We start from the raw sequence: 24190 nt of genomic DNA on the forward strand, positions 1-24190 counted from the left end.
ATCACCCGCCCAGATCCTGGGCCAGCCTCTGCAAAGCCTGCGGATGGGCAATGAGCTGTTGGTGGGTCCACACCGGCAGCTCTGTCTGAGTTCCTTGCGCAAGCACAGCCTTCCAGCCGGGAGACACCATCAGATCCCAGCGGCAGAAATAACTTCGACACGCCACCGGTGCCAAGGCACCGACCTGTCGATTCAGCTGCTTTAAAAGGTCGCTGGCGGGCTTCATGTCCGCCACACCAGCCAGCAGCCGGCGAGGCACAGCCAGAGCCGCAAGGGTTCCGTTCTGGGGGCTGCCGACACTGAAAAAGCGATCCGTCCGCTCAGCGCCCCTCAGTTCCTGCAACCAGATCCGCCCGATCACACCTCCCATGGAGAACCCAAGCAGATCAATCGTGGTCTCCCGCCCGAACTTCTGCTGGATGTGCTGATCCAGGCGACGGGCCAGCTCCCGCAGCGGAACCACCCCGAGGCCATGGGGGAGATGCGGTGCCAGCAAGGGACGATCCGGCTGATCGATCCGCTGAATCAGCCGATGAAACACCCGTGGGGTATCCCACAGGCCATGGACAAGCACAAGGGGCCTCGTCATGGAGCCCCATGGCGGGCGCGCTCCACCGCCACGACACCATCAAACCCCGGCACCGGAGCGGCGCATTTGCTCAGGGTCAACCGCATTGGAATCGCTCCATAGAGCTGCTCCAGACGATCCAGCACCCGATCACTGAAGTGCTCGATCGTGAGGCAACGGATCTCCCTTGCCAGGGCCTGCAAGGAGCGGATCGCCAGGCTGTAATCCAGGCTGCCGGCCAGATCATCCGCCGCTGCGGCACTGGAAAGGTCAGTCCAGAGAGTGATGTCGAGACTGAACCATTGGCCATCCCGACGCTCCTGCTCCAGAACGCCCACATGGGCCCACAGGCGCAGCCCCCTCACATGGATCGCATCGTTTGCGGTCACAGGGGCAGATCGGTGTGGGTGAAGCTGCGGGTTCCGTCCGCGAAATCAGCGGCGATGTGTCCGTCACCACGAAGCCGATAGCGATAGGTCACCAGACCATCGAGTCCCACCGGTCCTCGCGGCGGCAGGGTTTGGGTGCTGATGCCCACCTCAGCTCCAAACCCGTATCGGAAGCCATCCGCAAAACGGGTGGAGCAATTCAGATACACACCAGCACTGTCAACAGCCCCCAGGAATCGTTCCGCCGCCTGGTCATCGGTGGTGGCGATGGCTTCGGTGTGGCGGGATCCATGGCAACGGATGTGTTCGAGCGCTGCATCCATGGAAGGCACCACCCGCACCGCCAGGATCATGTCGAGGTATTCCGTTCGCCAGTCCTCATCGGTGGCAGCGTCACTGATGCCGTGCTGGCGGCTTTGTTCATCGCCCCGCAGGGTGACTCCGGCAGCTTGAAAGGCCGGCACGGCAGACGCCAGAAACGCCGGTGCAATCGAGGCATGCACCAGCAGGGTCTCGATTGCATTGCAAGCGGCCGGGTACTGGGTCTTGCTGTCGATGGCGATGCGTACCGCCTGATCAACGTCAGCAGCTGCATCCACATAGAGATGGCAGATGCCATCTGCATGACCCAGCACAGGAATGCGGGTGTTGTCCTGAATGAATCGCACCAGCTCGTTGCTACCCCGGGGAATGATCAGATCCACCAGGCCATCCAGCCGCAGCAACGCCAGGCTTTCCTGGCGGGTGGTTAACAGCGTCAACGCATCCGGTGCCACGGCACTGCGACCCAGGCCCAGCTTGAGGGCCTCCATCACCGCTTCATTGGTGCAACGCGCTTCGCTGCCGCCTTTGAGCATGGCGCCATTGCCGGAGCGGATGGCCAGCGAGGCAATCTGCACCACAGCATCCGGACGGGCCTCGAAAATTACCCCCACCACGCCAAGGGGCACGGCGATGCGCTCCAGCACCAGGCCTTGATCCAGCTCCCGATGCAGCTGCAGTTTACCAAGCGGATCAGGCAGGGAGGCCAGTTTGCGCACCCCATCGATGGCACCGCGGAGCTTGCCGGCATCCAGCTTCAACCGGGCCATCAGTGCCGTGGCCAGCCCCTCAGCTGCGGAACGCTCCAGGTCTTCTTGGTTGGCGGCAACGATCACCTCAGCCCGCTCCGCCAAAGCATCCGCCATCGCCTGAAGCGCGGCGGCCCGCTGTTGGTCGTCCGTCTGCCCCAGGTCCACAGCCGCCAGACGGACGGCGCCGGCCCTCTGCAACAGCTCTGCTGAAGGCTCCGGAACAGTGCTCATGGCAGCAAACGACTCAGACGTCGGCCATCATCCCGCCCAGGCGCAGCAGCGCCAGCCGCGCCGCCCCCAGGCGACCGGCTCCATTGCCAAGAGCACAAGCCTCGATCCGCAGACCCTCCCGGGACACCGCCTGCACCCGCAGCTCCACCTCCCGTCGCACCGCGGGCAGGAAATGGCAGGCGGCCCCAGCCAGACCACCACCCAACAACACCAGCTGCGGCGTGAAGACGTACACCAGGGATGACAACCCCACCCCAAGGCGAGTGCCGTAGCGCTCCCACACCTCAAGGGCTGCCGGCTCCCCGTCCGCTGCCGCCCGACTCAACTCCCGTGGGTCCCGGTCGCACAGGCGACGCAACGCCGCAATGCTCGCGAACTGCTCCAGGGATCCGCGATTTCCGCTGTTGCAGGCGGGGCCATCGGGGTCGACACCGATCAATCCCGGTTCCGCCGCTGCACCGTTGTGGCCGGTGAACAGCTGCCCACTGAGTAGAACGCCGCCACCAACACCGGTGCCGAGGGTCAACAGCACCACATCGCTGAACCCCTTGGCAGCGCCCCACCAGGCCTCTCCCACCACAGCGCAATTGCCGTCGTTGGCGAGGGTGACCCGTCGCTGCAACCGCACCTCCAACCACTCCGCCAGCGGCACGTCCTCCCAACCCGGCAGGTTGATGCACACTCGCGCCACCCGGGCCGCGGCATCCATCGGCCCAGGCAGGCCGACCCCCATCAAGGCCGCAGCTCCATCAGGATCCAATCGCTGCACGGCATCGCAGAGCGCCATCGTCACGGCGCCGGGCACCGCAGGCTGGGGCGTGGCCACCTCAAGCTCAGCCAACAGGGTCCCGCGGTGATCGAAACGGGCCAGCTTGATGGCCGTCCCGCCGAGATCAATGCCAATCACCTGCCCGTTATCCATGGCCTCAGAAGCGGAAGAACAGCTGCAGCTGGCTCTGCCAGGTGCCATTGGAATCCACGGATCCGGACAAGGCCGTGTTGGGTGTCACCTGGTATGTGACCGTCGCCTGAGGGGGAACATCCGAGGTGTTCGGGGCTGCCAGCACCGAGAAATCAAAGCGATCGGTCACATCAACACCGATTTCTGTCACCAGCGTGAAGGTGGGAGCAACCCGCCCAGATCTGCGCTCATCGTCATCCTTGATATCCGGTGTGACGTAGGTGGGGAACAAGGCGATCTGGAGACGCTGTCCCATGGCATCGGTAAGCGTTCCGAGAACCGGTGAGAGCAGCGACTGTCCCAGCACCGTCGCCAGGGCGGCTCCCCCGGCTCCCGCCAGGCCTGACAGAGAATTGCCACCGATCAGCGCCAACAGCTGCGGCTCCGACATGGGCGGGACACTGCGCAGATCGAGATTGCCGATCAAACGATCCGCCGGTCCGGCGGCCTCCACGGTGACCTTCACCAACCGCAGTTGGCCACCCCCATCGCCAAGGCCATTGGCGTCGAAGACATTGGCCGTGCTGGCATTGCCAGCTGTCCCTGGCTGCACCGCATCCGAGACCCGGGTCTTCATGGCGATGTCGACAAAGGGCACCAATCCCAGCGAAGGGGTGAACACCGCGACGTTTGGAGCGCGCGAATCGAGGCGGAAAGTGGTGGAAAACAGACTGACCCGGCCGCGGTTCAGACGAATCAGGCCCCGCAGCTCAAGCGATGGGTCCAACGGTCCATTGACCAGCAGCTGACCACCACCACTGAAACTGATCAGCGGCGGCATTCGCACCTGCAGATCGGGCCCCAGACCAAGACGGAAGTTGCGGAAACGAACCGCCGAAAGATCCGGCATCAGATCCTGAAAAGCCGCCGGCAACTGAGCGGGCGCACCGGGCCCGAACAGCACCAGGGGGTCCTGGAAATCCCAGCCTTCTTCAAGCAGTGCTGCGGTGGTGAACGGCGTTGAGACCTTGCTCTGCGACGGTTGAATCCCCTGCTGCAGGGAGGCGATACCACCCTTACGAAGACGCGACAGCAAGCCGCTGCGGGGCTGAATCACCCCATTGCGAAGGTTGAGCTGGCCACTGATCACCGGCTGGCTCAACGCGCCCCTCACCGTGATGTCTGCATCCGCAGCCAGATCAACGATCTCCTGCCGGATCGTCCCTTTGGTCAGGCGAATGGTGAGCGGTGTCTCCTCATCACGGGGAATAAACAGACCGATGGCCCCCTTAGCCGAGATCGTGCCCCCCGACGCCAGGGTGGCCTCAAGCTGGCTGACCTCAACCCGGTTGAAATCAAACAACAGGGACGCATTGACTTGCTTCAGGGTCTGGTCAGCAGCCGTGAAGGCACCGTCACGGATCACCAGAAAGCCATTGGCCTGGGGCTGATCCAGGTATCCGCTGAACATCAACCGCAGATCACTGCTGCCGCGGGTCAGCCGCAGGGCATCGCCGGCCGGGGCCGCTAGGAAGCTCAGCGCATCCCCATGGCTTTCAAGCTCGAGATCCAGCGCATCACGCAGTGACAGCGGAACGGTGCCGCGCACCTGCAAGGCCTCGGCGGCATCGACACTGCGGAGTGCGAGGTCGAGTTCAAGACCTTTTGACGACAACACAACGGCTCGGCGCTCAAGGCGAAGCTCCTGATCACCAAACCGTGCCTGCTCCAGGGCCAACTCAGTGGTGAGCAATGGACCGGCTCCTGACAGGTCGTAGGAGCCGGTGGCACCGATCGCCCCGCGCAACACGGACGGGACCGGAACGGCCAACGCCAGAAGCGAAAAGGGCAGATGCAGAAGGCTGAAGCGACCCTGGCCACCCTGCAGAGGACCGCTCAGCTGAGCCACCACGGGGTCCAGCTGAAGCATCCGGTCCTGATCATCACCCTGCATCCACAGATGAGCCCGGGCCTCCGCCTCCAGCGAGAGTGATGCCAGATCCGGGCCTGAAAGGTTGAGGACAGCATCGAGGCGACCGCGCAGGTCATCTGGATCAACGCGCGCTTGGGGATGATCACGCTCGTAGGCCTCAAGCCACTGCCGAGACCGCTGAAGCGCGCGCAGATGACCTTCGAGACTGCCGCCGAAGGTGTCGATCATCAACCTGCCGAGATCCTCGGCACGACCAGGTGTCCCCGTGGCGGTGAGCTGGCTGCCACGAAGCTGACGGGCCATCTGCACCAACCAGGGCACATCCAGTCCGGAGGCCTCAATTCGGCTGCGCAGATCGGCGCCGACCCGTCCATCAGCGGTGAGCTGAATCTCACCCTGCTGCGGCTGCAGCCGACCACGGGCTTTGAAGCGCCCCCCTGAAACACGCCCCTCCAACTCAATCCGATTCAGACCAACTCCGCGGAGCTGCGGATTCTCCAGCTGCACAGCACCAACCAGCTCCACCGGTTGCAGGGCCAGGACGCCGTCGCCACTGAGACGCCCCTGCAACGAGCCTGATGCGGATGCCGAAGGCAACGTCAGCTGAAGACCCGCGATTGACAGCTGATCGGCTTTCCACCTCACCTGACGCTTGGCACCGGAACGCACGGTCAAGCTGCCTGCCCCGCGGCGGAGATCCGCCTGCAACGGCCAACCGGAGGAACCCAGCCGAACCGTCAGCGCTCCCTTGGTAGCAGGCGCCTGCGATGCCAGGCGCAGGTTGAACGCCGATCCGGTTGATCCAGTCAGTTGTCCCTGCCACCGCTCCGGCAATCGCAACGGTCCGGCACCAGGCCGGAGGAGATCCAACGCCACAGTGGTCTTCACGTCATCCAGAGAGCCCTGCAACTGGCCACGGGCGGACACATGGCCCTGCAGAGGAAGGGGCGTGACGGCCGACAGGCGGGCCAGGGGCAACGAGGTCAATGCGAAGCCGGCTTTCAGCGCCCCGAGCTGCGGCGCGCCGTTCTGCCAGCTGACGGGGAGTTGCGCCGCTGCACGCAGAACCGGACTGCTGAAACGATCGAGGGCCATGACACCGGAGGCCTTCGACCAGGACGCGCTGAGGTCCCATCGCTGCACAACAAGATTGCGGTCCTGGGCCAACTCCAGTGACACCGCTGGTGACGTCAGAGAACCGCTCGCCCGCAGCGCTCCGGAGATGTCCGATGCCTCGCCAAGGGTCTGCTTCAGGGCTGGCCAGCGTTGCCATAGCGACGGCGCCAGGGTGAGTTCACGACTGCGCAGGTCGATCTGCTCGTCGATCGTGCCCTCCACATGCAGGCGCAGGCCAGGTGAGGTGAGCAGGGCTTTTTGAAGCTGGATCTGGCGGGCCTGGGGATCAATCCACGGGGTGCGCAGCTGGCCTTGCACTCGCAGAGGCCCATCGAGTTCAGGCACGGTCACAACCCCCGCCACGCGCCAACGGGGGTTCGACCAGGGGCCATCCAGCTGGAGTTGAACGCGATCCTTGCGCTTCAACGACGCCACGTTGATCCGCAGATCCGCAGCTCCATCGAGCTGAACCGAACCCCTGGCGTCAGCACGCCAGTCACCCATGCGGAAACGACTGCGATTCAGGCTCAACCGATCACCGCGACAGCTCAATCCGACGGCGGATGAACGCAGGGGATCGGACAAGGTTGCATTGCGCAGTTCGAGATCGTTGACCTTCAGCTGCCCCTGGCAGCGAAAGCGGCTGGGTGTCCACTGAATCGCCAGGTCACCACCCGCTTGGCCCGCCAAGCGGGTGGCATCCGGTCCTGGCAGAACGGCCTCCATTCGCGCGAGATCCAGGGATCGCAGCCGACTGCTCAGCACCAGTTCTGGGCGATCCCAGCGGCCCTTAGCCTCCAGGTCAAGGCTGCCAGCCCGCCCGAGCCAACTCAGCCGCGAGATCGCCGAGAAGCGCTGCTGCGCAATGTGCACCGACCCACGACTGGTCAGTTGGATATCATCTCCAGACGGGGTGAGGCGGATCCTGGCCGGTTGAGCCAGTTCAAAGCGCAGGTCCAGATCCGGGGGGGCATCACCGCCCTGTGGCACCTGTCCGAACCGCCAGTAGCGACCGTCCGCTTGGCGATCCAAGGCCACATCGAGGCCCTGCAGCTTCAGCCGCAACACCGGCTGCCATTGCCGCAGGCTGGCCAGGAGATCGAGATGGACACTCAGGTCCTGGACCTTGATCGAGGAGCGATCGGTCGGTGTCGGGGCGACGGTTGTCTCACCCACGGCCACACCCCATGGCCTCAACCCCTGGTAAGGACCGATCGTGATCGGGTGCCCGAGAGCGGCACCGATGCTGCGTTCCAGTGGCCCGCGAAACGAATCGAGCACGTCCTCAGCCGTGCGATCCAGTGTCTGCACCGTCAGGACAGATCCCACACCGACAGCTGCGCTGGAGATGAGGATCAAGGATCTGGACAATCGCCGCGCTTCTCGCATCGACTGCGACGATTGCCCCCAAAGCTCGCGCAATATAAGGAGACCTTTCCTTGGAGACCAGCCGCCATGGCCCTTGATCAGCTGCTGCTCACCGCAGCGCCCTGGCTGGCCTGGTCAGGCCTCGGACTTGGCGTGCTGACCATCGCGGCGTTTCTGGCGGGCTGGGGGCTGCGTTTTCGCCTGGTGGGCGTCAGCAGTTTCACCTTGCTGCTGGCGGTCAGCTGTTGGGCCTTTGCCCTGAGTTACTCGCCGCCGGTCGTGGTCGATGGCGCCATTCGGGTCCCTATGGTGTTCGACAACGGCAACGACCTGGTGGTGGCCCAGGTGAAGCCCGACCTGGATCCGATCACCGTTGACGCCACGCTTCAGCAATTGGCTGGCAATCTGCGCGGGTCCGGCCGTGGCAGCAATGTGGTGACGGTGCGACTGCGGGCCCTTCAACCCATCGCAGATGGTGTGAGCAAGCCCGTGATTCTCGGGGAGACAGAGCGGGACTTCCGCCGCTCCGCTTCCTGATGACGCCCTTCCGATGAGACCGTTGCGTGATCTGCCCCAGTCCTTCCGACGCGAACAGCAAGAGCTCGACGAGGCAGGAATCAACGATTGGCAGCAGTTGCGGGACCTGGACGATGCTCAGCTCAGTCGCCTTGCCCGCAGCGGCCGAGCGTCCCCCCGCAATCTCAAGCGGCTGAGGGCCATCGCAGGGTTGGTGTGTGATCTCAACCTTGCCCCACCAGACGCAGCTCTTCTGATGCATGCCGGCATTGCCTCACGGGCAGCGCTCGCAGCCACAACACCCGAACGGGTCGTCCAGCAAACGGGGCGCCTGGAACGCAGCCTCGGCACCGGCAGGCCGGCGGTGGTGGACCTGGCCACAGCCCGCCGCTGGATCCAGAGCGCCAGGCAACCGGGGAACTGACCCCTTGATCAGGCCTAGGCCTTGTGCGCTTGCTTATGAACAGATCACAGGGATATGCCCTATGGACATCGGTCGGATTGTCGCCTCGCTTGTTATGTGCGGTCTCGGATGGGCCGGGTCCATCGCTGCTGCTGCGGATTCAGAGCTGCTCAACAGCGTCAAGCGCAACCCACAACTGGCCAAAGACATGTGCAGCCGCTTCCAGGATCTGAACGCCAAGGGACAATCCGCCTACTCGAAAAAGGTGACGCGAGACATTGCCAGCGAACAGAAGCTGTCCAAGCAGGACGCCGAAGTATTGGTGACCTATGTGGTGGGCATGCACTGCCCCGATGTCCGTTGAATCGTCCTTGATCAGCGCATCAGAAATCGTCGAGCACGACGCGGAGCTCCTCCTCCGGGATGGCATTCGGTTGATGGCGCGTCTCTGGCACCCCCGCAGCGGCGGACCTTGGCCAGCTCTGCTGATGCGACAACCCTATGGACGGCGTCTGGCCTCAACCGTGACCCTGGCCCACCCCAGCTGGTGGGCACGCCAGGGATATCTGGTGGTGGTTCAGGACGTGCGGGGCCAGGGGGATTCCGAGGGAACCTTCCGTGGTTTCTCCCAGGAGGCGGATGACACCGCCCAGACCCATGACTGGGTCCGATCCTTGCCGGACTGCAACGGACGGATCGGCTGCTACGGCTTCTCGTATCAAGGGATCACACAGCTGCTGGCCCCCGCAGATTCCCCACCCCCGGACTGCCTGGCTCCAGCCATGGCGGGGCTGGATGAGCGGCGCCACTGGAGCAGCGAGGGCGGTGCCCATTGGTGGCACCTGAACCTTGGCTGGGGTCTGCAACTGGCCGCCCAGCAGGCGCGACGCCGCGGGGACTCCCACGCCTGGGAAGTGATCCGTCGAGCACTGGAGGATGCCAGCTATCTCCGGGACGGGCCTGAACTGCTGCAACGCCACGATCCCGACGGGATGGCCTGTCGCTGGCTGGCGCAGGATCCGGCAGACGGCACCGCTTGGCGCCGCCATGACGCCCCGCAATCCTGGTTGCGCCAACCGATGTTGTTGCTGGGGGGCTGGTGGGACCCCCATCTGTTGGGAGTCCTCGATCTCTACAGGCGTTCTGAAGAGGCAGGGGGAAGGCCTGAATTGCACATCGGACCGGCCACCCATCTGCAATGGTGGCCCGAAGCCCAGACGGTGTTACTGCGCTTCTTCGATCAACACCTGAAACAGGTCCAAACCAGCCAAAGTCAGCTGCAGCTCTGGGATCTCGGCACCAAGCAATGGAGCTCCAGGCCACGGCCCAGTGCCCTCACATGGAGTCTTCAAGGGGAAGGCCTGGCCTGCCTGGATCCCGCCAGCGGCCGCCTGAACCCAAACGAAGCCGGCGCCGGCGTTGGTGAGGAGCGGATTGTTCACGACCCATGGCGCCCTGTGCAGGCCATCGGCGGTCATCTCAGCCCCTCCGCCGGCCCCGCTGATCGGCAGTCGCTGGATGCAAGGGCCGATGTGGCCACGTTCACCACAGCACCACTGGACGGTCCGTTGGAGTTAGCGGGGCAGCCTCAGCTGCAGATCCGCGCAGGAGCCGACCAACCTGGTTTCGACCTCTGCTTGGTGCTATCACTCTTGCCGCAGGGCAGTGCTGCCGTTGAGCAACTCAGCAGCGGAGTGCTTCGCGTTCTGGGGGCAGAGGCCGAGCAGATGGCCGAGCGACGGGTGCTGCTGCAACCCCTCCTGGCCACATGCTCATCCGGTGATCGTCTTCGCCTTTCGATTGCCGCTGCCGCCTGGCCAGCCATCGGAGTGAATCCCGGCACACCGGAGCATCCCTGCAGTGCCCCCAGCGTCAACCATCGTGTGGTGACGATGACACTGGACCTTGCTGGCTCGATGCTCAGCCTGAACCCGTTCAACTCCGGCAGACTGAGCCTCGATTAATCGATCGCGCCGTGAAGCTTTCCGCTGCCCTGCTGGCCAGCACCCATTGGACTGACCATCACGGCCGCTGCGCCCACCCAGGCCCAGACCGCCACCACCGAGCTGAGCACGGCCCAGGCCACGCAGGTCTCAGAAATGCTGCTCAGGGCTCTGCGTCAACGCCAGGCCTCGGTGTTGCACCAAACCCTGACGGACAGCGTCCGCAGCAGCATCACGGTGGAGCAGGTGCAGAAGCGCCTTGATCAACGCACAGCCATTAAAAGCAGCAGGGTTGTCGGCGTATTACCTGAGTATCGCACCACCACCGTTGACGCTGTCGTTACAAGAGCGGCAGGGGAGGAGCCCCTGCTGATCGTGCTGGACGATGACGGCAAGCTGCTGGCCTGGAAATGGACCGATCAGGTTCAAGCCATCGAAACCACAGCCCTTGCTTTCGTCAAAGATCTGGCGGATGGAAAGTGGCTGATGGCCCGCAGTAAGTTGTCCTTGGATCTGCAGAAGGACCTGGCGCCAACCGATCTGCAGCGCAAATGGAGAAAGCTTGCCAGTGTCTCTGGCGGTTTCCGCAAGATCAAGGATGCCGTGATCGCCAGCCAGGACGGGAATCAGCAACTGGTGCTGGTGGCGGTGGAGTTCGGTAAGGCCACCTCCAACCTGTTCGTGATCTTTGACGATCGTGGACGGATCATCAACGTCGACATCTCCCGCGACTTCGTCTGATTCGGCAGCGGAATCAACGAAAAATTCCGCTTAACATCGCGCCCACTTCACAGCTCTTCCATGGGTGGCGCGGCAGTCCTCGACTGGATGGTTCAGGACGGCGAACGTCTCGCGAACTGTCGGCATGACCACCCGTTCGCGATCCTCGGCCCGCAACCAAGCGATGCGGGCTGGACCGTTCGGGTGTGGATGCCGGAAGCCCACAGCGTGACGCTGCTGGAGGGCGGTCGGGAAACAGCGATGACCGCTCCCAATCACCCCTGGGTGTTTGAAACAACGCTCAGCCACGACCCCGGCAGCAACTACAGGGTGCGGGTCGAGCGCGGCGGAATCACCCACGAACAGCACGACCCCTGGGCGTTCCGGGATGACTGGATGGGCGACATGGATCGCCACTTGTTTGCCCAGGGCAATCACCACCACATCTGGCAACGGATGGGCGCCCACCTCACGCAGCGTGATGGCATCTCCGGTGTGATGTTCTGCCTTTGGGCACCGCATGCCCTGAGCGTGTCGATCCTGGGTGATCTCAACTCCTGGGATGGCCGTCACCACCCCATGCAGCAGCGCATGGGGGGGATCTGGGAACTTTTCATCCCAGGTTTGGCTGAAGGGTCTCTCTACAATTACGAAATCCGCACCCAGGGCGGGCACTGCTATCAAAAAGCCGACCCCTACGGCTTCCAGCACGAGGTTCGCCCGGACAACAGTTCAGTGGTGGCTCGCCTCGAGGGCTTCCAATGGTCGGACGGCACCTGGATGCAGCGGCGCGACAGCAGCAATCCACTGGAGCAGCCCATCTCCGTTTACGAGATTCATCTCGGCAGCTGGATCCATGCCAGCGCCGACGAACCCTGGATTCAGCCCGATGGCACCCCGCGAGCCCCGGTGCCCGCTGCCGACATGAAGCCCGGCGCTCGGCTGCTCACCTACGCCGAGCTGGCGGATCGCCTGATCCCCTACGTCAAGGAACGGGGATTCACCCACATCGAACTGATGCCCATCACCGAGCATCCCTTCGATGGCTCCTGGGGTTATCAGGTCACCGGCTGGTACGCCCCCACCAGCCGCTACGGCACCCCGGATGAATTCCGGGCCTTTGTTGATCGCTGCCACGCCGAAGGCATCGGCGTCATCATCGACTGGGTGCCTGGCCACTTCCCCAAGGATGCCCATGGCCTGGCCTTCTTCGACGGCACACACCTCTACGAACACGGCGATCCGCGCATCGGTGAGCACAAAGAGTGGGGAACGCTGATCTTCAACTACAGCCGCAACGAGGTTCGTAACTTCCTGGTTGCCAATCTGGTGTTCTGGTTCGAACAGTTTCACATCGACGGCATCCGCGTTGATGCGGTGGCCTCAATGCTTTATCGCGACTATCTGCGTCCAGATGGTGAATGGCTGGCTAACGAGCATGGCGGCAGAGAAAACACGGAAGCCGTCAAGTTCCTGCAACAGGCGAATCATGTGCTGTTCCAGCACTTCCCCGGGGCGCTGTCGATCGCGGAAGAATCCACCACCTGGCCGATGGTGACCCAACCCACGGAGATGGGTGGCCTGGGATTCAACCTGAAATGGAACATGGGTTGGATGCACGACATGCTCGATTACTTCGAGCTGGATCCCTGGTTCCGTCAGTTCCACCAGAACAACATCACCTTCTCGATCTGGTACACCTACACAGAAAACTTCATGCTGGCGCTCAGCCACGACGAAGTGGTGCATGGGAAAAGCCATCTTCTCCACAAGATGCCAGGTGACGACTGGCAGAAATACGCCAACACCCGAGCACTGCTGGCCTACATGTGGACCCATCCCGGCAAGAAAACCATCTTCATGGGGATGGAATTCGGCCAGCGCGCTGAATGGAATGTCTGGGGAGATCTGCAATGGGATCTGCTCAATTACGAACCGCATAAGGGCATCCAGCTGCTGGTGGATGACCTCAACACGCTGTACAAAGCTGAGCCGGCCCTCTGGCGTGACGACTTCGACCAGTTCGGATTCCAGTGGATTGATTGCAATGACAACCGTCATTCCGTGATCAGTTTCATGCGGCGTGAAAGCAGCAGTGGCACCTGGCTTGTGGTGGTGGCCAACTTCACACCACAGAGCCATTCCAATTACAAGGTCGGTGTTCCGCTGGCGGGCTTCTACGAGGAGATCTTCAACACCGATGCAGCCCGTTATGGCGGCGGCAACCTCGGCAACATGGGCGGCAAGCCAACCGATGAATGGAGCATCCACGGCTACGAGAACTCCCTGGATCTCTGCCTTCCTCCCCTCAGTCTCCTGGTGTTCCGCCACGACCCCAAGCGCAGCCTCCAAGCGGCTTCAGCATCAGCCTGTGACAAAGCAGATGACGAAACCGCTGACACCAATTAGCCAAACACGGAACTCAGGTAGGTTTCCGGCTTACCTGATTTCGGCTTGATGCGCGACACTCTGCCCCTGCTTCTGCGTGCAGCCCGCGGTGAAGCGGTGGAGCGTCCTCCGGTCTGGATGATGCGTCAGGCCGGGCGTTACATGAAGATCTACCGGGATCTGCGCGATAAGTACCCCAGCTTTCGCGAACGCTCCGAAAACCCTGATCTCTCCTATGAGATCTCCATGCAACCGTTTCACGCCTTCAAGCCGGACGGCGTGATCCTGTTCTCCGACATCCTCACGCCGCTGCCGGGGATGGGAATCGATTTCGACATCATCGAAAGCAAGGGCCCGCAGATCGGTGATCCGATCCGCTCCATGGATCAGGTGAACGCCCTGCGCCCGCTGAACCCCAGCGAGTCGATGCCATTTGTTGGTGAGGTGCTGGGACGGCTGCGCCAAAGCGTCGGCAACGAGGCAGCTGTGCTCGGTTTTGTCGGCGCACCCTGGACCTTGGCGGCCTATGTCGTGGAAGGCAAAAGCAGCAAGAACTACGCGGTGATCAAGGCCATGGCCTTCCGCGAACCAGAGCTGCTGCACAAACTGCTCGACCACTTCGCCGAGTCGATCGCCAACTACCTGCGCTATCAGATTGATTCCGGCGCTCAGGTCGTCCAGATGTTCGACTCCTGGGCCGGACAACTCAGTCCTGCCGATTACGACACCTTCGCCGCGCCATACCAGAAGAAGGTGGTGGATCTGGTCAAGCAGACCCATCCCGATACCCCCTTCATCCTGTACATCTCCGGCAGTGCCGGCGTCCTTGAACGGATGGCCACCACAGGGGTGGACATCATTTCTCTGGACTGGACCGTGGACATGGCTGAAGCTCTGGCCCGCTTGCCAAAGCACATCGGTGTTCAAGGCAACGTTGATCCGGGTCTGCTGTTCGGAACGCCGGACGCGATCGAGGCCCGTATTGACGACTGCGTGCGCAAGGCCCGCGGCAGGAAGCACATCCTCAACCTGGGCCACGGCATCCTGCCGGGGACGCCTGAGGAAAACGGCGCCGCCTTCTTCCGCTCCGGCAAGAGCGTGATCGACCGCATCGGGGCCGTCGCTTGACCCGGATCCTGGTCACTGGCGCCAGCGGCTGCGTCGGTCAATACATCTCTCACTGGCTGCTGCAGCACTCCGATGCGGAGTTGCTGCTCTGGCTGAGAGACCCGTCCAAACTCACTGCAGTTCCGGCAGACCATCCCCGGGTCCGGCTGTTGGTGGGTGACCTGCGGGACACGGATCGGTTTGTAGCGGAACTGGCAACGGTGAACCGTGTGATTCACACCGCCACCGCATGGGGAGATCCCGAACGGGCGGAGCAGGTGAATGTGGTGGCCGTGAAGCGTCTGCTGCAACTGCTCAATCCCCTGGTGGTGGAGCAGATCATCTACTTCTCAACGGCCAGCATCCTGGACCGTGACCTCAGGCCCTTGCCGGAGGCTCAAGCCTACGGCACCGAATACATCCAAACCAAGGCTCGGTGTTTGGAGCAACTGGAGCAGCATCCGTTGGCGGCCAAGATCATTGCCGTGTTTCCAACCCTCGTGTTCGGTGGCCGCGTGGATGGCACCAGCCCGTACCCCACCAGCTATCTCACGGAAGGCCTGGCGGAAGCGAGTCGATGGCTCTGGCTGGCCCGCTGGCTGCGGGCCGACGCCAGCTTCCACTTCATCCATGCGGAGGACATCGCCCGGATCTGCGGTCAGTTCGCCACACGGTCCCATGCACCGAACCGTGAACCTGGCCAAGGGGCCCTTCGCCGGGTAGTGATGGGACAGCAGTCGATCAGCGTTGACGATGCCGTGGCGACCCTCTGCCGGTGGCGCGGGGTGGGCCGGACACCGGGAATCCCCCTCTGGGCCTGGCTGATCGAAACCCTGATCAAGATCCTGCCGATCGAGGTGAATGCCTGGGATCGCTTCAGCATCCGTCAACGCCACTTCATCCATGACCCGGTGAGCGCTCCCGAGCGCTTCGGGGGAGAAAGCCATGCCCCCACCCTGGAAACAGTTCTTAGCGATTCCGGCCTACCCAACCGCGGCAGCACCAGAACCCAGCGTAAAGTCTCTCCAACGACTTAATACATTCATGCGGTCCGTCCTTCGCACCCTTGCAGCTGCATGCTGCGCCCTCCTGATGCTGATCGGCTTGAACGTCGGTACTGCACAGGCCGCCACTGTCGAAGTCAAGCTCGGCACCGACTCCGGCATGCTCGCCTTCGAACCCGCCACCGTCACCATCAAGGCCGGTGACACCGTCAAGTTCGTCAACAACAAGCTTGCTCCCCACAACGCCGTGTTCGACGGCCACGACGAGTACAGCCACGGCGATCTGGCCTTCAACCCCGGTGAGTCCTGGGAAGAGACCTTCAGTGAAGCTGGCACCTTTGACTACTACTGCGAGCCCCACCGTGGTGCAGGCATGGTCGGCAAAGTGATCGTCGAGTGATCCGTTAATTCTTTGCTCAGTCCCCAGGGTTGAGCGATCAAAAACCCCGGGCTGTGTTTCAAACACGGTCCGGGGTTCTTTCATTTGTCGGAAGCGATCGATAGCTTGGAGCATCAAACGACGCTCGATGGTGAGACTTGCCGGCTTGTTGCTGATGTTGCTTGCCCTGATCGGGCCGGTGCTGGTTCCGATTCCTGCGTATGCTCTCGAGGGCGCAGTGATTGAGCAGGGGGAGCAGATCTTCAGCAGCAACTGTGCGGCCTGCCATATGGGGGGCGGCAATGTGATCCGGGCCAATCGCAGCCTGAAAATCCGGGATCTCAATGCCCATCTGGAGGAATATCAGCAGGATCCCCTGGAAGCGATCGAACACCAGATTGAAGCTGGCAAGAATGCGATGCCTTCTTACGAAGGCAAACTCAGCGAAGCCGAGATCATCGCTGTGGCCACCTATGTGGAACAGCAAGCTGAACTGGGCTGGTGAGGCGATGAGCCGAGAAGCGCTCAGCGATTTTCTACGGGCCGTTGAGCGCCATCAGCCGCTACGACGCGAGGTGTCAGCCTGTCGCAACAATGCGGAACTGATTGAGTTGGCCCGCAGCCATGGCTTTGCGTTGCACCGAGCCGATCTGCAAAGCGACGCTGCCGACAGTCGCATAGGACGTTGGTTCCAAACCAGCAGACTCAACCCACCCTTCCGTTCACCGACGTCCTGATGGCCGTGGTCACCCTGCTGAGCGACTTTGTTGACGGGTCGAGCATGGCGCTTGCGGAAGACACCGATGCCTCAGACCTCAACGCCTTTATGACGGCCAATCAGGGTCGGCTGTGGGCCAGCGTGCAACAACGCCGGCGTCAAAAACAGCTCACCGGGGTGCGGCGCGGACCCGGCACCGTCTTCTTCGCCAGAGATCAAAGAGCGGCAGCCGCGGTGGAGAACTACCTTCGCTGCGATACAGGATCTCAGGACGAACAACACGCCCTGGAAGCGATGCAGAAGGCCGGTGTCGAAATCGCCCCGCACGTCGGCAGCGATGGCGAGCGCAAGGTTCTGTTGGATGGTCAGCTGCGGGCACTGACACCACAGGCCAAGGTGCAGGGGTTTGGCGGATGAGCCTTCCCGAGAACCCATTGGGCCTGAGCACGCTGGATGAATTGATCGGCTGGACGACCACCTACTTCCACTTCAAACATGCTTTGGAACAGGTTCCTCTCCAACCTGGCGAAGCCCTGCTTTACCTGGAGGCCTTCACCACCTTTCGGGAACGTTTGGCCCATGAGATGAACAAGCAGGCCATCCTCGAGGCACGCTTGCCAAAGGAGATGAGCGACAAGATTGCAGCAGAGAAGCCAAATCTGGTGAAGATCCGTGAGCTACTGAGCTGATCGCGCGGCGTTCAGTACTGCGAGATAAAGCTCCTCATCGATCTCGCGGATGTCGTATTCACTGGGCTTCGTGCCGTGGTGGTGCTCATGCACCACCATCCAGCAGCTGCGCTCCAGCTCTCCACCCGCACTGGCCGACAGCTCCAGGCTTTTGTCCACCAGGGTTTGCAGGAGCTGCGGATCGGACATGCCAGATCAGATGTTCGGGGAACTGTAAAAACCGCAGCCGGTTCACCGCCATCGGCATCAGCTGAATGCCCATACGGTTTGTTCAGGACACTGCAACAGTCATATGCAACCCACGGCCGAACAATTCACCGAACAGGCCTGGGCCGCCATCGTCGCGGCCCAGCAACTCGCCCAGGCCTCCAGGCACCAGCAGCTGGAAACGGAACATCTGCTGCTGGCGCTGCTTCGACAGAACGGACTGGCCGGGCGAATCCTCAGCAAAACCGGCGTTGACGTCACCACCTTCGAGGCTCGTGTTCAAGGCCATCTGCAACGGCTGCCCAGCCTTGGCTCGGCACCCGATTCGGTGTTTCTCGGCCGCTCCCTCAATACGACCCTCGACCGAGCCGAGCAGCGGCGGGATGGATTCGGCGACAGCTTCATCGCCATCGAGCATCTGCTCCTGGCCCTGGCGGAGGATGATCGCTGCGGCCGGCAGCTGCTCAGCCAGGCCGGGGTGACAACCAACACACTCAAGGAGGCGATCACGGCGGTGCGCGGCAACCAAACGGTGACAGACCAGAACCCTGAGGCCACCTACGAATCCTTGGAAAAGTTCGGCCGCGATCTCACCGCAGCGGCCCGCGACGGTCAGCTGGACCCAGTGATCGGACGGGATGAAGAGATCCGCCGCACCATTCAGATTCTCAGCCGCCGCACCAAGAACAACCCCGTCCTGATCGGTGAACCCGGGGTCGGCAAAACAGCAATCGTCGAGGGCTTGGCACAGCGGATCGTCAATGGTGATGTGCCCCAGGCCCTGCAGAACCGACAGCTCATTGCCCTCGACATGGGCGCCCTGATCGCCGGGGCGAAATACCGCGGTGAATTCGAAGAACGGCTCAAGTCGGTGCTGAAGGAGGTCACCTCATCCGATGGACAGATCGTGCTGTTCATCGATGAGATCCACACGGTGGTGGGCGCTGGCGCCAGCGGTGGCGCCATGGACGCCAGCAATCTGCTGAAACCGATGCTGGCCCGGGGTGAACTGCGCTGCATCGGGGCCACCACCCTGGATGAGCACCGTCAGCACATCGAGAAGGATCCCGCCCTGGAGCGACGCTTCCAGCAGGTGCTGGTGGATCAGCCCACGGTGCCGGACACGATTTCAATCCTGCGGGGCTTGAAAGAGCGCTACGAGGTGCACCACGGCGTACGCATTGCCGACAGCGCTTTGGTGGCCGCCGCCATGCTCAGCAGCAGATACATCACCGATCGCTTCCTGCCGGACAAGGCCATCGATCTGGTGGATGAATCCGCCGCCCGGCTGAAAATGGAGATCACCTCCAAACCGGAGCAGATCGACGAGATCGATCGCAAGATTCTGCAGCTGGAGATGGAAAAACTCTCCCTCGGCCGCGAGTCCGACAGTGCCAGCCAGGAGCGTTTGCAACGGATTGAACGGGAATTGGCCGAACTCGGTGAACAACAGAGCAGCCTCAATGCCCAGTGGCAAAGTGAAAAAGGTGCCATCGATCAGCTCTCAGCCCTGAAGGAGGAGATCGAACGGGTTCAGCTGCAGGTGGAGCAGGCCAAACGCAATTACGACCTCAACAAGGCAGCTGAACTCGAATACGGAACTCTCGCCACGCTGCAACGCCAGCTGCAGGAGAAGGAAGACCTCTTGGAAGACGAGGACGGAACGGACAAAACCCTGCTGCGGGAGGAGGTCACCGAAGACGACATTGCTGAAGTGATCGCCAAGTGGACCGGCATCCCCGTGGCTCGCCTGGTGCAGAGCGAAATGGAGAAACTACTGCAGCTGGAGGACGATCTGCATCAACGGGTGATCGGACAGAACCAGGCGGTCACCGCCGTTGCCGACGCGATTCAACGCTCAAGGGCAGGTCTCAGCGATCCCAACCGGCCCATCGCCAGCTTTCTGTTCCTCGGCCCCACCGGTGTCGGCAAAACAGAACTCTCCAAGGCGCTGGCCAATCGACTGTTCGACAGCGACAACGCCATGGTGCGCATCGACATGTCGGAGTACATGGAGAAACACACCGTGAGCCGACTGATCGGTGCCCCTCCGGGCTACGTGGGTTATGAAGCCGGCGGCCAGCTCACGGAAGCGGTACGGCGACGGCCTTACGCCGTAATCCTGTTCGACGAGGTGGAGAAAGCCCACTCCGATGTGTTCAATGTGATGCTGCAGATCCTCGATGACGGCCGCGTCACCGACTGCCAGGGCCGCACCGTGGATTTCACCAACACCGTGTTGATCCTCACCAGCAACATCGGCAGCCAATCGATTCTTGAGCTGGCGGGGGATCCGGAGCAACACACGGCGATGGTGCAACGGGTTAACGAGGCGCTCAAGGCCAAATTCCGTCCCGAATTCCTGAACAGGCTCGACGATCAGATCATCTTCCGCAGCCTTGAGAAGGAAGAGCTGCGCCGGATCGTTTCACTGCAGGTGGATCGTCTACGTGGGCGTCTCGAGCAACGCAAGCTGGACCTCCAGCTCAGCGACATCGCAGCCGATTGGCTGGCCACCATTGGCTTTGACCCGGTTTACGGAGCAAGACCCCTTAAACGCGCCATCCAGCGGGAGCTGGAAACACCAATCGCCAAAGCGATCCTGGCGGGGCAGCTCAGTGAGGGACAGACGGTGCAGGTTGATGTAACTGAAGAGAAACTCTTAATCAGCTGAAGCAGGCTTCCGAAACGTGAAGGGCAAAAGAATGGCCACAGCGACTATCTCCCCAACGATGGCCAAAACCACCCCCGACATGCCGTGGGTGGACAAGCCAATGGCGATGGCAGGGTTGTAAATCCCAGACTGAGTAAGACCGCCAATGAAAGCGAGAAAGCCAAGACCAGCTCCAATGACGAGGCCGGAAAGGGGTTGAGCGAATGGACAGATCCGGCCCTCGTCACTCCAGCGGAGGATCAACCCGTACAACGCGAGGCTGAACACAGCCTCAGCGATCAATCCATCAAGAGCAAATTCGCTGCTGGTGTCCTGCTCAGGGATAAGCGCGAAACCAATCAACGCCCCGATGATCTGAGCCACGATGTGGCTGCTGGCTTCAAGCCAGGATTCGCGGGAGCGGAAGGCTGCCTGGCCAAAGCGCTGCTGAGTTATCAGAACGGTCGCTGCAGGATTGAAATGTGCACCGCTCAAGCGCCCAATCACGTGAATCAGCATGGCCAGGCAGAGGCCAATGGCCAACGCCTGCTCGAATCCGTTCAGATCAGCCAGACCAACACGACTGATCGTGAAAGCAAGCACGGCTGTCCCCAAAGCCTCTAAACGACAGCGCTGAGGCAGGGAGCATTTCAAATTTAGGCAATTTTGCGGTGCGCCCCAAACCACGACGGCACAGCATGAACCTGGGCAGCATTACGCGAATTCTCACGCGCTTCAACAGCCCAGCAGCAGCTCCGCCCGCCGTCCCGTTGCTTGAGGAGACTGTTGGCCCAATCCCACACCAGAGCGGCAGTTGACTCCATCCCCACGTTGTCCATCACCCGCAGATCAAGCGCTCCCCGTTCATGCAACCGTCTCCAATCCTCAAGAAGAGGATCATCGGCATTCACCAGAAAGGTGTGGTCGAACTGATCACGCAGCTGCTGCTCCAACGGACGCAAACTTGAGAAATCGACTACAAACCCACACTCATCAAGCTCGGTGGCGGCGAACCAAAGCGTGAAACTCCTGCTGTATCCGTGCACGAAGCGGCAATGACCCGCATGGCGCCACTGGCGATGGCAACAGGGATAGCCCTCGAACTGTTTGCTGCAGGTGAAACGCGTCGGGGGGTCAGGCACGATTGGCAGAAGGGCGAAGTCGGTCAGAACGCTGCGGGAGGATCAAGGCAGAAACCGAGGACTGATGCAGCCCCTCAGCCCCGCCTTCATCGAGCAACTCCGTTTTAACGAAGCGGGGTTGATCCCAGCGATCGCCCAGGACTGGCTGGACGGGGCCGTTCTGATGGTGGCCTGGATGAACAGGGAATCGATCCAACAAACCCTGAACAGCGGCGAGGCCCATTACTGGAGTCGTTCACGACAGGAGCTGTGGCACAAAGGAGCCACCAGTGGTCACACCCAGACCCTGCGTTCCATCCGCTACGACTGCGATGCTGATGTGCTGCTGCTGACCATCGAACAACGTGGCGACATTGCTTGCCACACCGGTGCCCGCAGCTGCTTCTACGAAGGCGGCGATCAACGTTCCGACGGGGGCTCAGATGCCTTGCCTCCCCCTGCTGACGCTTGCACAGAGCTGTTTCGCGTGATCGAGGCTCGGCGAGACACCCCGGAAGAAGGCAGCTACACAAACAAGCTGCTGGAGGGGGGTGACAACAAGATTCTCAAGAAAATCGGGGAGGAGAGTGCTGAATTCGTGATGGCGTGCAAAGACGACAATCCTGAGGAGATCGCAGGAGAAGCCGCTGACATCCTCTTCCATATGCAAGTGGCCTTGGCCCACCACGGCGTGAGCTGGCGTCAGGTTCAGGAGGTGCTGGCCGCACGACGGGGAGCCCCGCGCCGGCACTAAGGCAGACAGGGGCTGTCGCTGCTGATCACCACCTCATCACCGAGCTGAAGCGTGCCGAGCAAAGTCTTCAACGTGTCCTGGTTCACGTTGATGCAACCACCGGTCACCGATTGACCAACGCGCCGCTCGTCGTTGGTGCCATGGATGGCGAAGCTGTACCAGCGGAACTTGCCGTTGTAAGTGTTGAACTGAAACGGCTGCTCAGAAGCAGGAACCGGCGCCAAACTGATGTATCCGATGCCGTACTCGCTGGACTGGCCATCGCCCTTGAAATCGATATCACTCATATTTTGGAACAATGAGGTCTTCAGCTCTGCTTCGCTCTTGCCGGATTGTTCCACCAGATCAGGCTCCATTGCGAAGTCGCTTTCACTGAGGATTGCGTTGACACGAAACCTGCCAAGGGGCGTCAGCCCATCCTGGAAGCTCGTGCCAGCACAGGCGAGGCCCAAACGACCGAAACCAACTGGAAAGGGCTGGGCTTCTCCACTTGCTTCAAGAATCCCCTTACTGGCCGGGGGGTTCTCAGCATCCAATTGAATTCGCACCAGGCGCCTGGACTCCGCCGTTTGGCCCGTTCCCACCACCGGATCGTCAGCGCTGGAACAGCTGGCAAGGCTCACCAGCAAGGCAAGCGAAAACAGCGAGCGAATAGGAACCACGACAACTCAATCAATGTCACCAGCTTGACGAGATCGTGCTCGCCGCGCACAGCACGATATAACAATCAAATCACATCTATATATTCACGATATCGATCAATTCTGCGTCTCGCTTCTCTCTGGAACTCCAAAGCTGGCGTTCTGGCTGCGCAGCCATTGAAGTGTCTCGAGATCTCTCTCCGAAAGCTTCAGGACCGGGTCCTGGCCCTGGTGGACCGCCATGGCATCGCCAGGATCGGGACTGTGTCCCCAAAGCCCGAAGGCATGGCCCAGCTCATGCAGGGCCGTGGCCTGCAGCACTGGCGCCCGCAGTTCCGGGGACACGAGCACCCACACCTTGGGCTCAAATCGCCACACGCCCTGCCGCCGCACCTGAACCAGCTGCAGTCGACTGCGACCGTTGCTGGCACGCCAGCCGCTCGGCGTCCGCCGCCTGGGAGGCCTTTGCCGGCGCAACCGCACATGGGCTCGATCCGGATCCTGGACACGAACCACGGGAAGATGACCTGACCAGGTGTCGAGGGCCGCCCCCACAGCTGATAACCAACGCTTCTGCCAACGGTCAGGCGGATCACCTGTTGCTGGCTCAACCCAAACGCACCATCTGGGCAGAGAAGCCGGCCCCATGGAAGTTGTAGCCAAGGAAAGGCCGTACCCCTTGGCCTCAGAGAATGTGGAGCGGATCAACGGAGTCGCCTCCAACAGGCGGGTCTCCTGGGCTGGAGGACACGGCTCCGCAGGCATCAAGCCGCAGGCAAGCCAACGCCACGGGCCATCAGTGTTGCCAGGAAGGGGATGCTGGCAAATCCGACCAATTCAATGTTGATGATCCAGGCCAGGCGACTGGCCAGTGCTTCGCTGACCTTGGGCAGTTCACCCTTGCGCAGGGGGATCGCCCAGAGGATGTAAGTGATCGTTGGGTACAGAGAGAGGCCGCCGACGGACAGGTACAGGCCGACCTTCCACCAGAACAATGGATTCTGCGTGTAGAACTCAGATCCCTGTCCGAAATGAATCACCCGGAGAATGCCACTGACCAGCAACGCCAGAGCTGCGATGCCATAGACGATGTCCGTGATGACCATGGCCGTGGCCTCGCCCCGATCAGGGTTGGCCTTGATCAGCTTGCGCTCCAGCACCAAGGCACCAAAACAGAACATGAAACTGACGTAATGCACGTAGGCAACGCCAGCGTTTTTGGCGATGTCGGCGGTTAAGGCCACGGCCAGATGCATGGATTTCGACCAGGAAACGCGCCGACCCTAACCGGCGCGGCATCACCTTTTTGAAAGATTGCCTTCGGACATCAGAAGAAAAGGCATAAGTGTTGTCAAAATATTAATTCCG

26 protein-coding genes are annotated in these 24190 nt (G+C 61.7%); 15 read left to right on the plus strand and 11 right to left on the minus strand.

Going from position 1 to position 24190, the window contains the following annotated elements; all coding sequences use genetic code 11:
* Position 1 precedes the first annotated feature (1 nt).
* The 5 genes from SynA1524_RS07465 to SynA1524_RS07485 are packed head-to-tail and all read right to left on the minus strand — an operon-like array spanning position 2 to position 7540.
* A complete protein-coding gene (locus SynA1524_RS07465; RefSeq protein ID WP_186496453.1) occupies positions 2-589 on the minus strand; it encodes an esterase/lipase family protein in 588 nt (195 codons plus the stop codon).
* Positions 586-957 (minus strand): dihydroneopterin aldolase, encoded by a 372-nt coding sequence (gene folB / locus SynA1524_RS07470; protein WP_186496455.1) that lies wholly within the window; start codon positions 955-957, stop codon positions 586-588. Before folB ends, SynA1524_RS07465 begins: the two co-directional genes overlap by 4 nt.
* The gene (locus SynA1524_RS07475) at positions 954-2261 is read right to left on the minus strand and encodes a glutamate-5-semialdehyde dehydrogenase (RefSeq protein WP_186496457.1); all 1308 of its coding nucleotides are present in this window, start codon (positions 2259-2261) and stop codon (positions 954-956) included. The genes folB and SynA1524_RS07475 overlap by 4 nt, the downstream gene beginning before the upstream one ends.
* Positions 2262-2274: 13 nt before the next feature.
* On the minus strand, positions 2275-3183 hold the full coding sequence (locus SynA1524_RS07480) for an ROK family protein (protein WP_186496459.1): 909 nt from the start codon (positions 3181-3183) through the stop codon (positions 2275-2277).
* A 4-nt stretch (positions 3184-3187) separates the two neighbouring features.
* Positions 3188-7540 carry a translocation/assembly module TamB domain-containing protein gene (locus SynA1524_RS07485; RefSeq protein ID WP_222930478.1) on the minus strand — a complete coding sequence of 1451 codons (4353 nt, stop codon included), beginning with the start codon at positions 7538-7540 and terminating at the stop codon, positions 3188-3190.
* A 126-nt stretch (positions 7541-7666) separates the two neighbouring features.
* Here SynA1524_RS07485 and SynA1524_RS07490 point away from each other — a divergent pair, with 126 nt between their 5' ends.
* The 13 genes from SynA1524_RS07490 to SynA1524_RS07550 all read left to right on the plus strand — a co-directional run bounded on the left by SynA1524_RS07490 (position 7667) and on the right by SynA1524_RS07550 (position 17446).
* Entirely contained in the window at positions 7667-8116 is a 450-nt protein-coding gene (locus SynA1524_RS07490; protein WP_186496469.1) for a Ycf51 family protein, read from the plus strand.
* Positions 8117-8129: 13 nt separating this feature from the next.
* Entirely contained in the window at positions 8130-8519 is a 390-nt protein-coding gene (locus SynA1524_RS07495) for a DUF4332 domain-containing protein (RefSeq protein ID WP_186496471.1), read from the plus strand.
* A 94-nt stretch (positions 8520-8613) separates the two neighbouring features.
* A complete protein-coding gene (locus SynA1524_RS07500) occupies positions 8614-8862 on the plus strand; it encodes a DUF8664 family protein (RefSeq protein ID WP_286188528.1) in 249 nt (82 codons plus the stop codon).
* Entirely contained in the window at positions 8852-10462 is a 1611-nt protein-coding gene (locus tag SynA1524_RS07505) for a CocE/NonD family hydrolase (protein WP_186496475.1), read from the plus strand. Before SynA1524_RS07500 ends, SynA1524_RS07505 begins: the two co-directional genes overlap by 11 nt.
* Positions 10463-10597: 135 nt before the next feature.
* Entirely contained in the window at positions 10598-11182 is a 585-nt protein-coding gene (locus SynA1524_RS07510) for a DUF3887 domain-containing protein (protein WP_286188529.1), read from the plus strand.
* A 60-nt stretch (positions 11183-11242) separates the two neighbouring features.
* On the plus strand, positions 11243-13570 hold the full coding sequence (glgB, locus tag SynA1524_RS07515; RefSeq protein ID WP_186496477.1) for a 1,4-alpha-glucan branching protein GlgB: 2328 nt from the start codon (positions 11243-11245) through the stop codon (positions 13568-13570).
* 48 nt (positions 13571-13618) lie between these two features.
* The gene (gene hemE, locus SynA1524_RS07520) at positions 13619-14677 is read left to right on the plus strand and encodes a uroporphyrinogen decarboxylase (protein WP_186496479.1); all 1059 of its coding nucleotides are present in this window, start codon (positions 13619-13621) and stop codon (positions 14675-14677) included.
* Positions 14674-15693 carry an NAD-dependent epimerase/dehydratase family protein gene (locus SynA1524_RS07525; RefSeq protein ID WP_186496481.1) on the plus strand — a complete coding sequence of 340 codons (1020 nt, stop codon included), beginning with the start codon at positions 14674-14676 and terminating at the stop codon, positions 15691-15693. Before hemE ends, SynA1524_RS07525 begins: the two co-directional genes overlap by 4 nt.
* 7 nt (positions 15694-15700) lie before the next feature.
* On the plus strand, positions 15701-16060 hold the full coding sequence (petE, locus tag SynA1524_RS07530) for a plastocyanin (RefSeq protein ID WP_186496483.1): 360 nt from the start codon (positions 15701-15703) through the stop codon (positions 16058-16060).
* A 127-nt stretch (positions 16061-16187) separates the two neighbouring features.
* Positions 16188-16544 (plus strand): c-type cytochrome, encoded by a 357-nt coding sequence (locus SynA1524_RS07535; RefSeq protein WP_186496486.1) that lies wholly within the window; start codon positions 16188-16190, stop codon positions 16542-16544.
* Positions 16545-16548: 4 nt separating this feature from the next.
* The gene (locus tag SynA1524_RS07540) at positions 16549-16776 is read left to right on the plus strand and encodes a Nif11-like leader peptide family natural product precursor (RefSeq protein ID WP_186496495.1); all 228 of its coding nucleotides are present in this window, start codon (positions 16549-16551) and stop codon (positions 16774-16776) included.
* Positions 16776-17174 (plus strand): hypothetical protein, encoded by a 399-nt coding sequence (locus SynA1524_RS07545; RefSeq protein ID WP_186496497.1) that lies wholly within the window; start codon positions 16776-16778, stop codon positions 17172-17174. Before SynA1524_RS07540 ends, SynA1524_RS07545 begins: the two co-directional genes overlap by 1 nt.
* Positions 17171-17446, plus strand: a complete 276-nt coding sequence (locus tag SynA1524_RS07550) for a hypothetical protein (RefSeq protein WP_186496499.1) — start codon at positions 17171-17173, stop codon at positions 17444-17446. Before SynA1524_RS07545 ends, SynA1524_RS07550 begins: the two co-directional genes overlap by 4 nt.
* On the opposite strand, the gene SynA1524_RS07555 is transcribed toward SynA1524_RS07550, so the two are convergent.
* The gene (locus SynA1524_RS07555) at positions 17435-17635 is read right to left on the minus strand and encodes a DUF8662 family protein (protein WP_186496501.1); all 201 of its coding nucleotides are present in this window, start codon (positions 17633-17635) and stop codon (positions 17435-17437) included. The genes SynA1524_RS07550 and SynA1524_RS07555 overlap by 12 nt on opposite strands.
* A gap of 103 nt (positions 17636-17738) precedes the next feature.
* Here SynA1524_RS07555 and clpB point away from each other — a divergent pair, with 103 nt between their 5' ends.
* A complete protein-coding gene (gene clpB, locus SynA1524_RS07560) occupies positions 17739-20327 on the plus strand; it encodes an ATP-dependent chaperone ClpB (RefSeq protein WP_186496503.1) in 2589 nt (862 codons plus the stop codon).
* Here clpB and SynA1524_RS07565 read toward each other — a convergent pair.
* Complete coding sequence (locus SynA1524_RS07565; protein ID WP_186496505.1) at positions 20316-20921, minus strand: aquaporin; 606 nt, start codon at positions 20919-20921, stop codon at positions 20316-20318. The two genes, clpB and SynA1524_RS07565, sit on opposite strands and share 12 nt — an antisense overlap.
* A 41-nt stretch (positions 20922-20962) precedes the next feature.
* Complete coding sequence (locus SynA1524_RS07570) at positions 20963-21448, minus strand: 6-carboxytetrahydropterin synthase (RefSeq protein ID WP_186496507.1); 486 nt, start codon at positions 21446-21448, stop codon at positions 20963-20965.
* A 64-nt stretch (positions 21449-21512) separates the two neighbouring features.
* Here SynA1524_RS07570 and hisIE point away from each other — a divergent pair, with 64 nt between their 5' ends.
* On the plus strand, positions 21513-22181 hold the full coding sequence (gene hisIE, locus SynA1524_RS07575; RefSeq protein WP_186496509.1) for a bifunctional phosphoribosyl-AMP cyclohydrolase/phosphoribosyl-ATP diphosphatase HisIE: 669 nt from the start codon (positions 21513-21515) through the stop codon (positions 22179-22181).
* Here the strand turns inward: hisIE and SynA1524_RS07580 are convergent.
* From SynA1524_RS07580 to SynA1524_RS07590, 3 genes are all read right to left on the minus strand, one after another.
* The gene (locus SynA1524_RS07580; protein ID WP_353616550.1) at positions 22178-22804 is read right to left on the minus strand and encodes a L,D-transpeptidase family protein; all 627 of its coding nucleotides are present in this window, start codon (positions 22802-22804) and stop codon (positions 22178-22180) included. The two genes, hisIE and SynA1524_RS07580, sit on opposite strands and share 4 nt — an antisense overlap.
* Before the next feature lie 135 nt (positions 22805-22939).
* Entirely contained in the window at positions 22940-23587 is a 648-nt protein-coding gene (locus SynA1524_RS07585; RefSeq protein ID WP_186496512.1) for a zinc metalloprotease, read from the minus strand.
* On the minus strand, positions 23587-24078 hold the full coding sequence (locus SynA1524_RS07590) for a DUF2214 family protein (protein ID WP_186496514.1): 492 nt from the start codon (positions 24076-24078) through the stop codon (positions 23587-23589). Before SynA1524_RS07590 ends, SynA1524_RS07585 begins: the two co-directional genes overlap by 1 nt.
* Positions 24079-24190 lie beyond the last annotated feature (112 nt).

Source organism: Synechococcus sp. A15-24 (assembly GCF_014280195.1).
GTDB lineage: Bacteria > Cyanobacteriota > Cyanobacteriia > PCC-6307 > Cyanobiaceae > Parasynechococcus.

Bases quoted from the DNA above. Each gene is read 5' to 3' on its own strand.
- SynA1524_RS07465 (WP_186496453.1), bottom strand. From the start codon at position 589: ATGACGAGGCCCCTTGTGCTTGTCCATGGCCTGTGGGATACCCCACGG.
- SynA1524_RS07475 (WP_186496457.1), bottom strand. From the start codon at position 2,261: ATGAGCACTGTTCCGGAGCCTTCAGCAGAGCTGTTGCAGAGGGCCGGC.
- SynA1524_RS07480 (WP_186496459.1), bottom strand. From the start codon at position 3,183: ATGGATAACGGGCAGGTGATTGGCATTGATCTCGGCGGGACGGCCATC.
- SynA1524_RS07490 (WP_186496469.1), top strand. From the start codon at position 7,667: ATGGCCCTTGATCAGCTGCTGCTCACCGCAGCGCCCTGGCTGGCCTGG.
- SynA1524_RS07495 (WP_186496471.1), top strand. From the start codon at position 8,130: ATGAGACCGTTGCGTGATCTGCCCCAGTCCTTCCGACGCGAACAGCAA.
- SynA1524_RS07500 (WP_286188528.1), top strand. From the start codon at position 8,614: ATGTGCGGTCTCGGATGGGCCGGGTCCATCGCTGCTGCTGCGGATTCA.
- SynA1524_RS07505 (WP_186496475.1), top strand. From the start codon at position 8,852: ATGTCCGTTGAATCGTCCTTGATCAGCGCATCAGAAATCGTCGAGCAC.
- SynA1524_RS07510 (WP_286188529.1), top strand. From the start codon at position 10,598: ATGCTGCTCAGGGCTCTGCGTCAACGCCAGGCCTCGGTGTTGCACCAA.
- glgB (WP_186496477.1), top strand. From the start codon at position 11,243: ATGGGTGGCGCGGCAGTCCTCGACTGGATGGTTCAGGACGGCGAACGT.
- hemE (WP_186496479.1), top strand. From the start codon at position 13,619: ATGCGCGACACTCTGCCCCTGCTTCTGCGTGCAGCCCGCGGTGAAGCG.
- petE (WP_186496483.1), top strand. From the start codon at position 15,701: ATGCGGTCCGTCCTTCGCACCCTTGCAGCTGCATGCTGCGCCCTCCTG.
- SynA1524_RS07535 (WP_186496486.1), top strand. From the start codon at position 16,188: ATGGTGAGACTTGCCGGCTTGTTGCTGATGTTGCTTGCCCTGATCGGG.
- SynA1524_RS07540 (WP_186496495.1), top strand. From the start codon at position 16,549: ATGAGCCGAGAAGCGCTCAGCGATTTTCTACGGGCCGTTGAGCGCCAT.
- SynA1524_RS07545 (WP_186496497.1), top strand. From the start codon at position 16,776: ATGGCCGTGGTCACCCTGCTGAGCGACTTTGTTGACGGGTCGAGCATG.
- SynA1524_RS07550 (WP_186496499.1), top strand. From the start codon at position 17,171: ATGAGCCTTCCCGAGAACCCATTGGGCCTGAGCACGCTGGATGAATTG.
- SynA1524_RS07555 (WP_186496501.1), bottom strand. From the start codon at position 17,635: ATGTCCGATCCGCAGCTCCTGCAAACCCTGGTGGACAAAAGCCTGGAG.
- clpB (WP_186496503.1), top strand. From the start codon at position 17,739: ATGCAACCCACGGCCGAACAATTCACCGAACAGGCCTGGGCCGCCATC.
- hisIE (WP_186496509.1), top strand. From the start codon at position 21,513: ATGCAGCCCCTCAGCCCCGCCTTCATCGAGCAACTCCGTTTTAACGAA.
- SynA1524_RS07585 (WP_186496512.1), bottom strand. From the start codon at position 23,587: ATGCCTGCGGAGCCGTGTCCTCCAGCCCAGGAGACCCGCCTGTTGGAG.
- SynA1524_RS07590 (WP_186496514.1), bottom strand. From the start codon at position 24,078: ATGCATCTGGCCGTGGCCTTAACCGCCGACATCGCCAAAAACGCTGGC.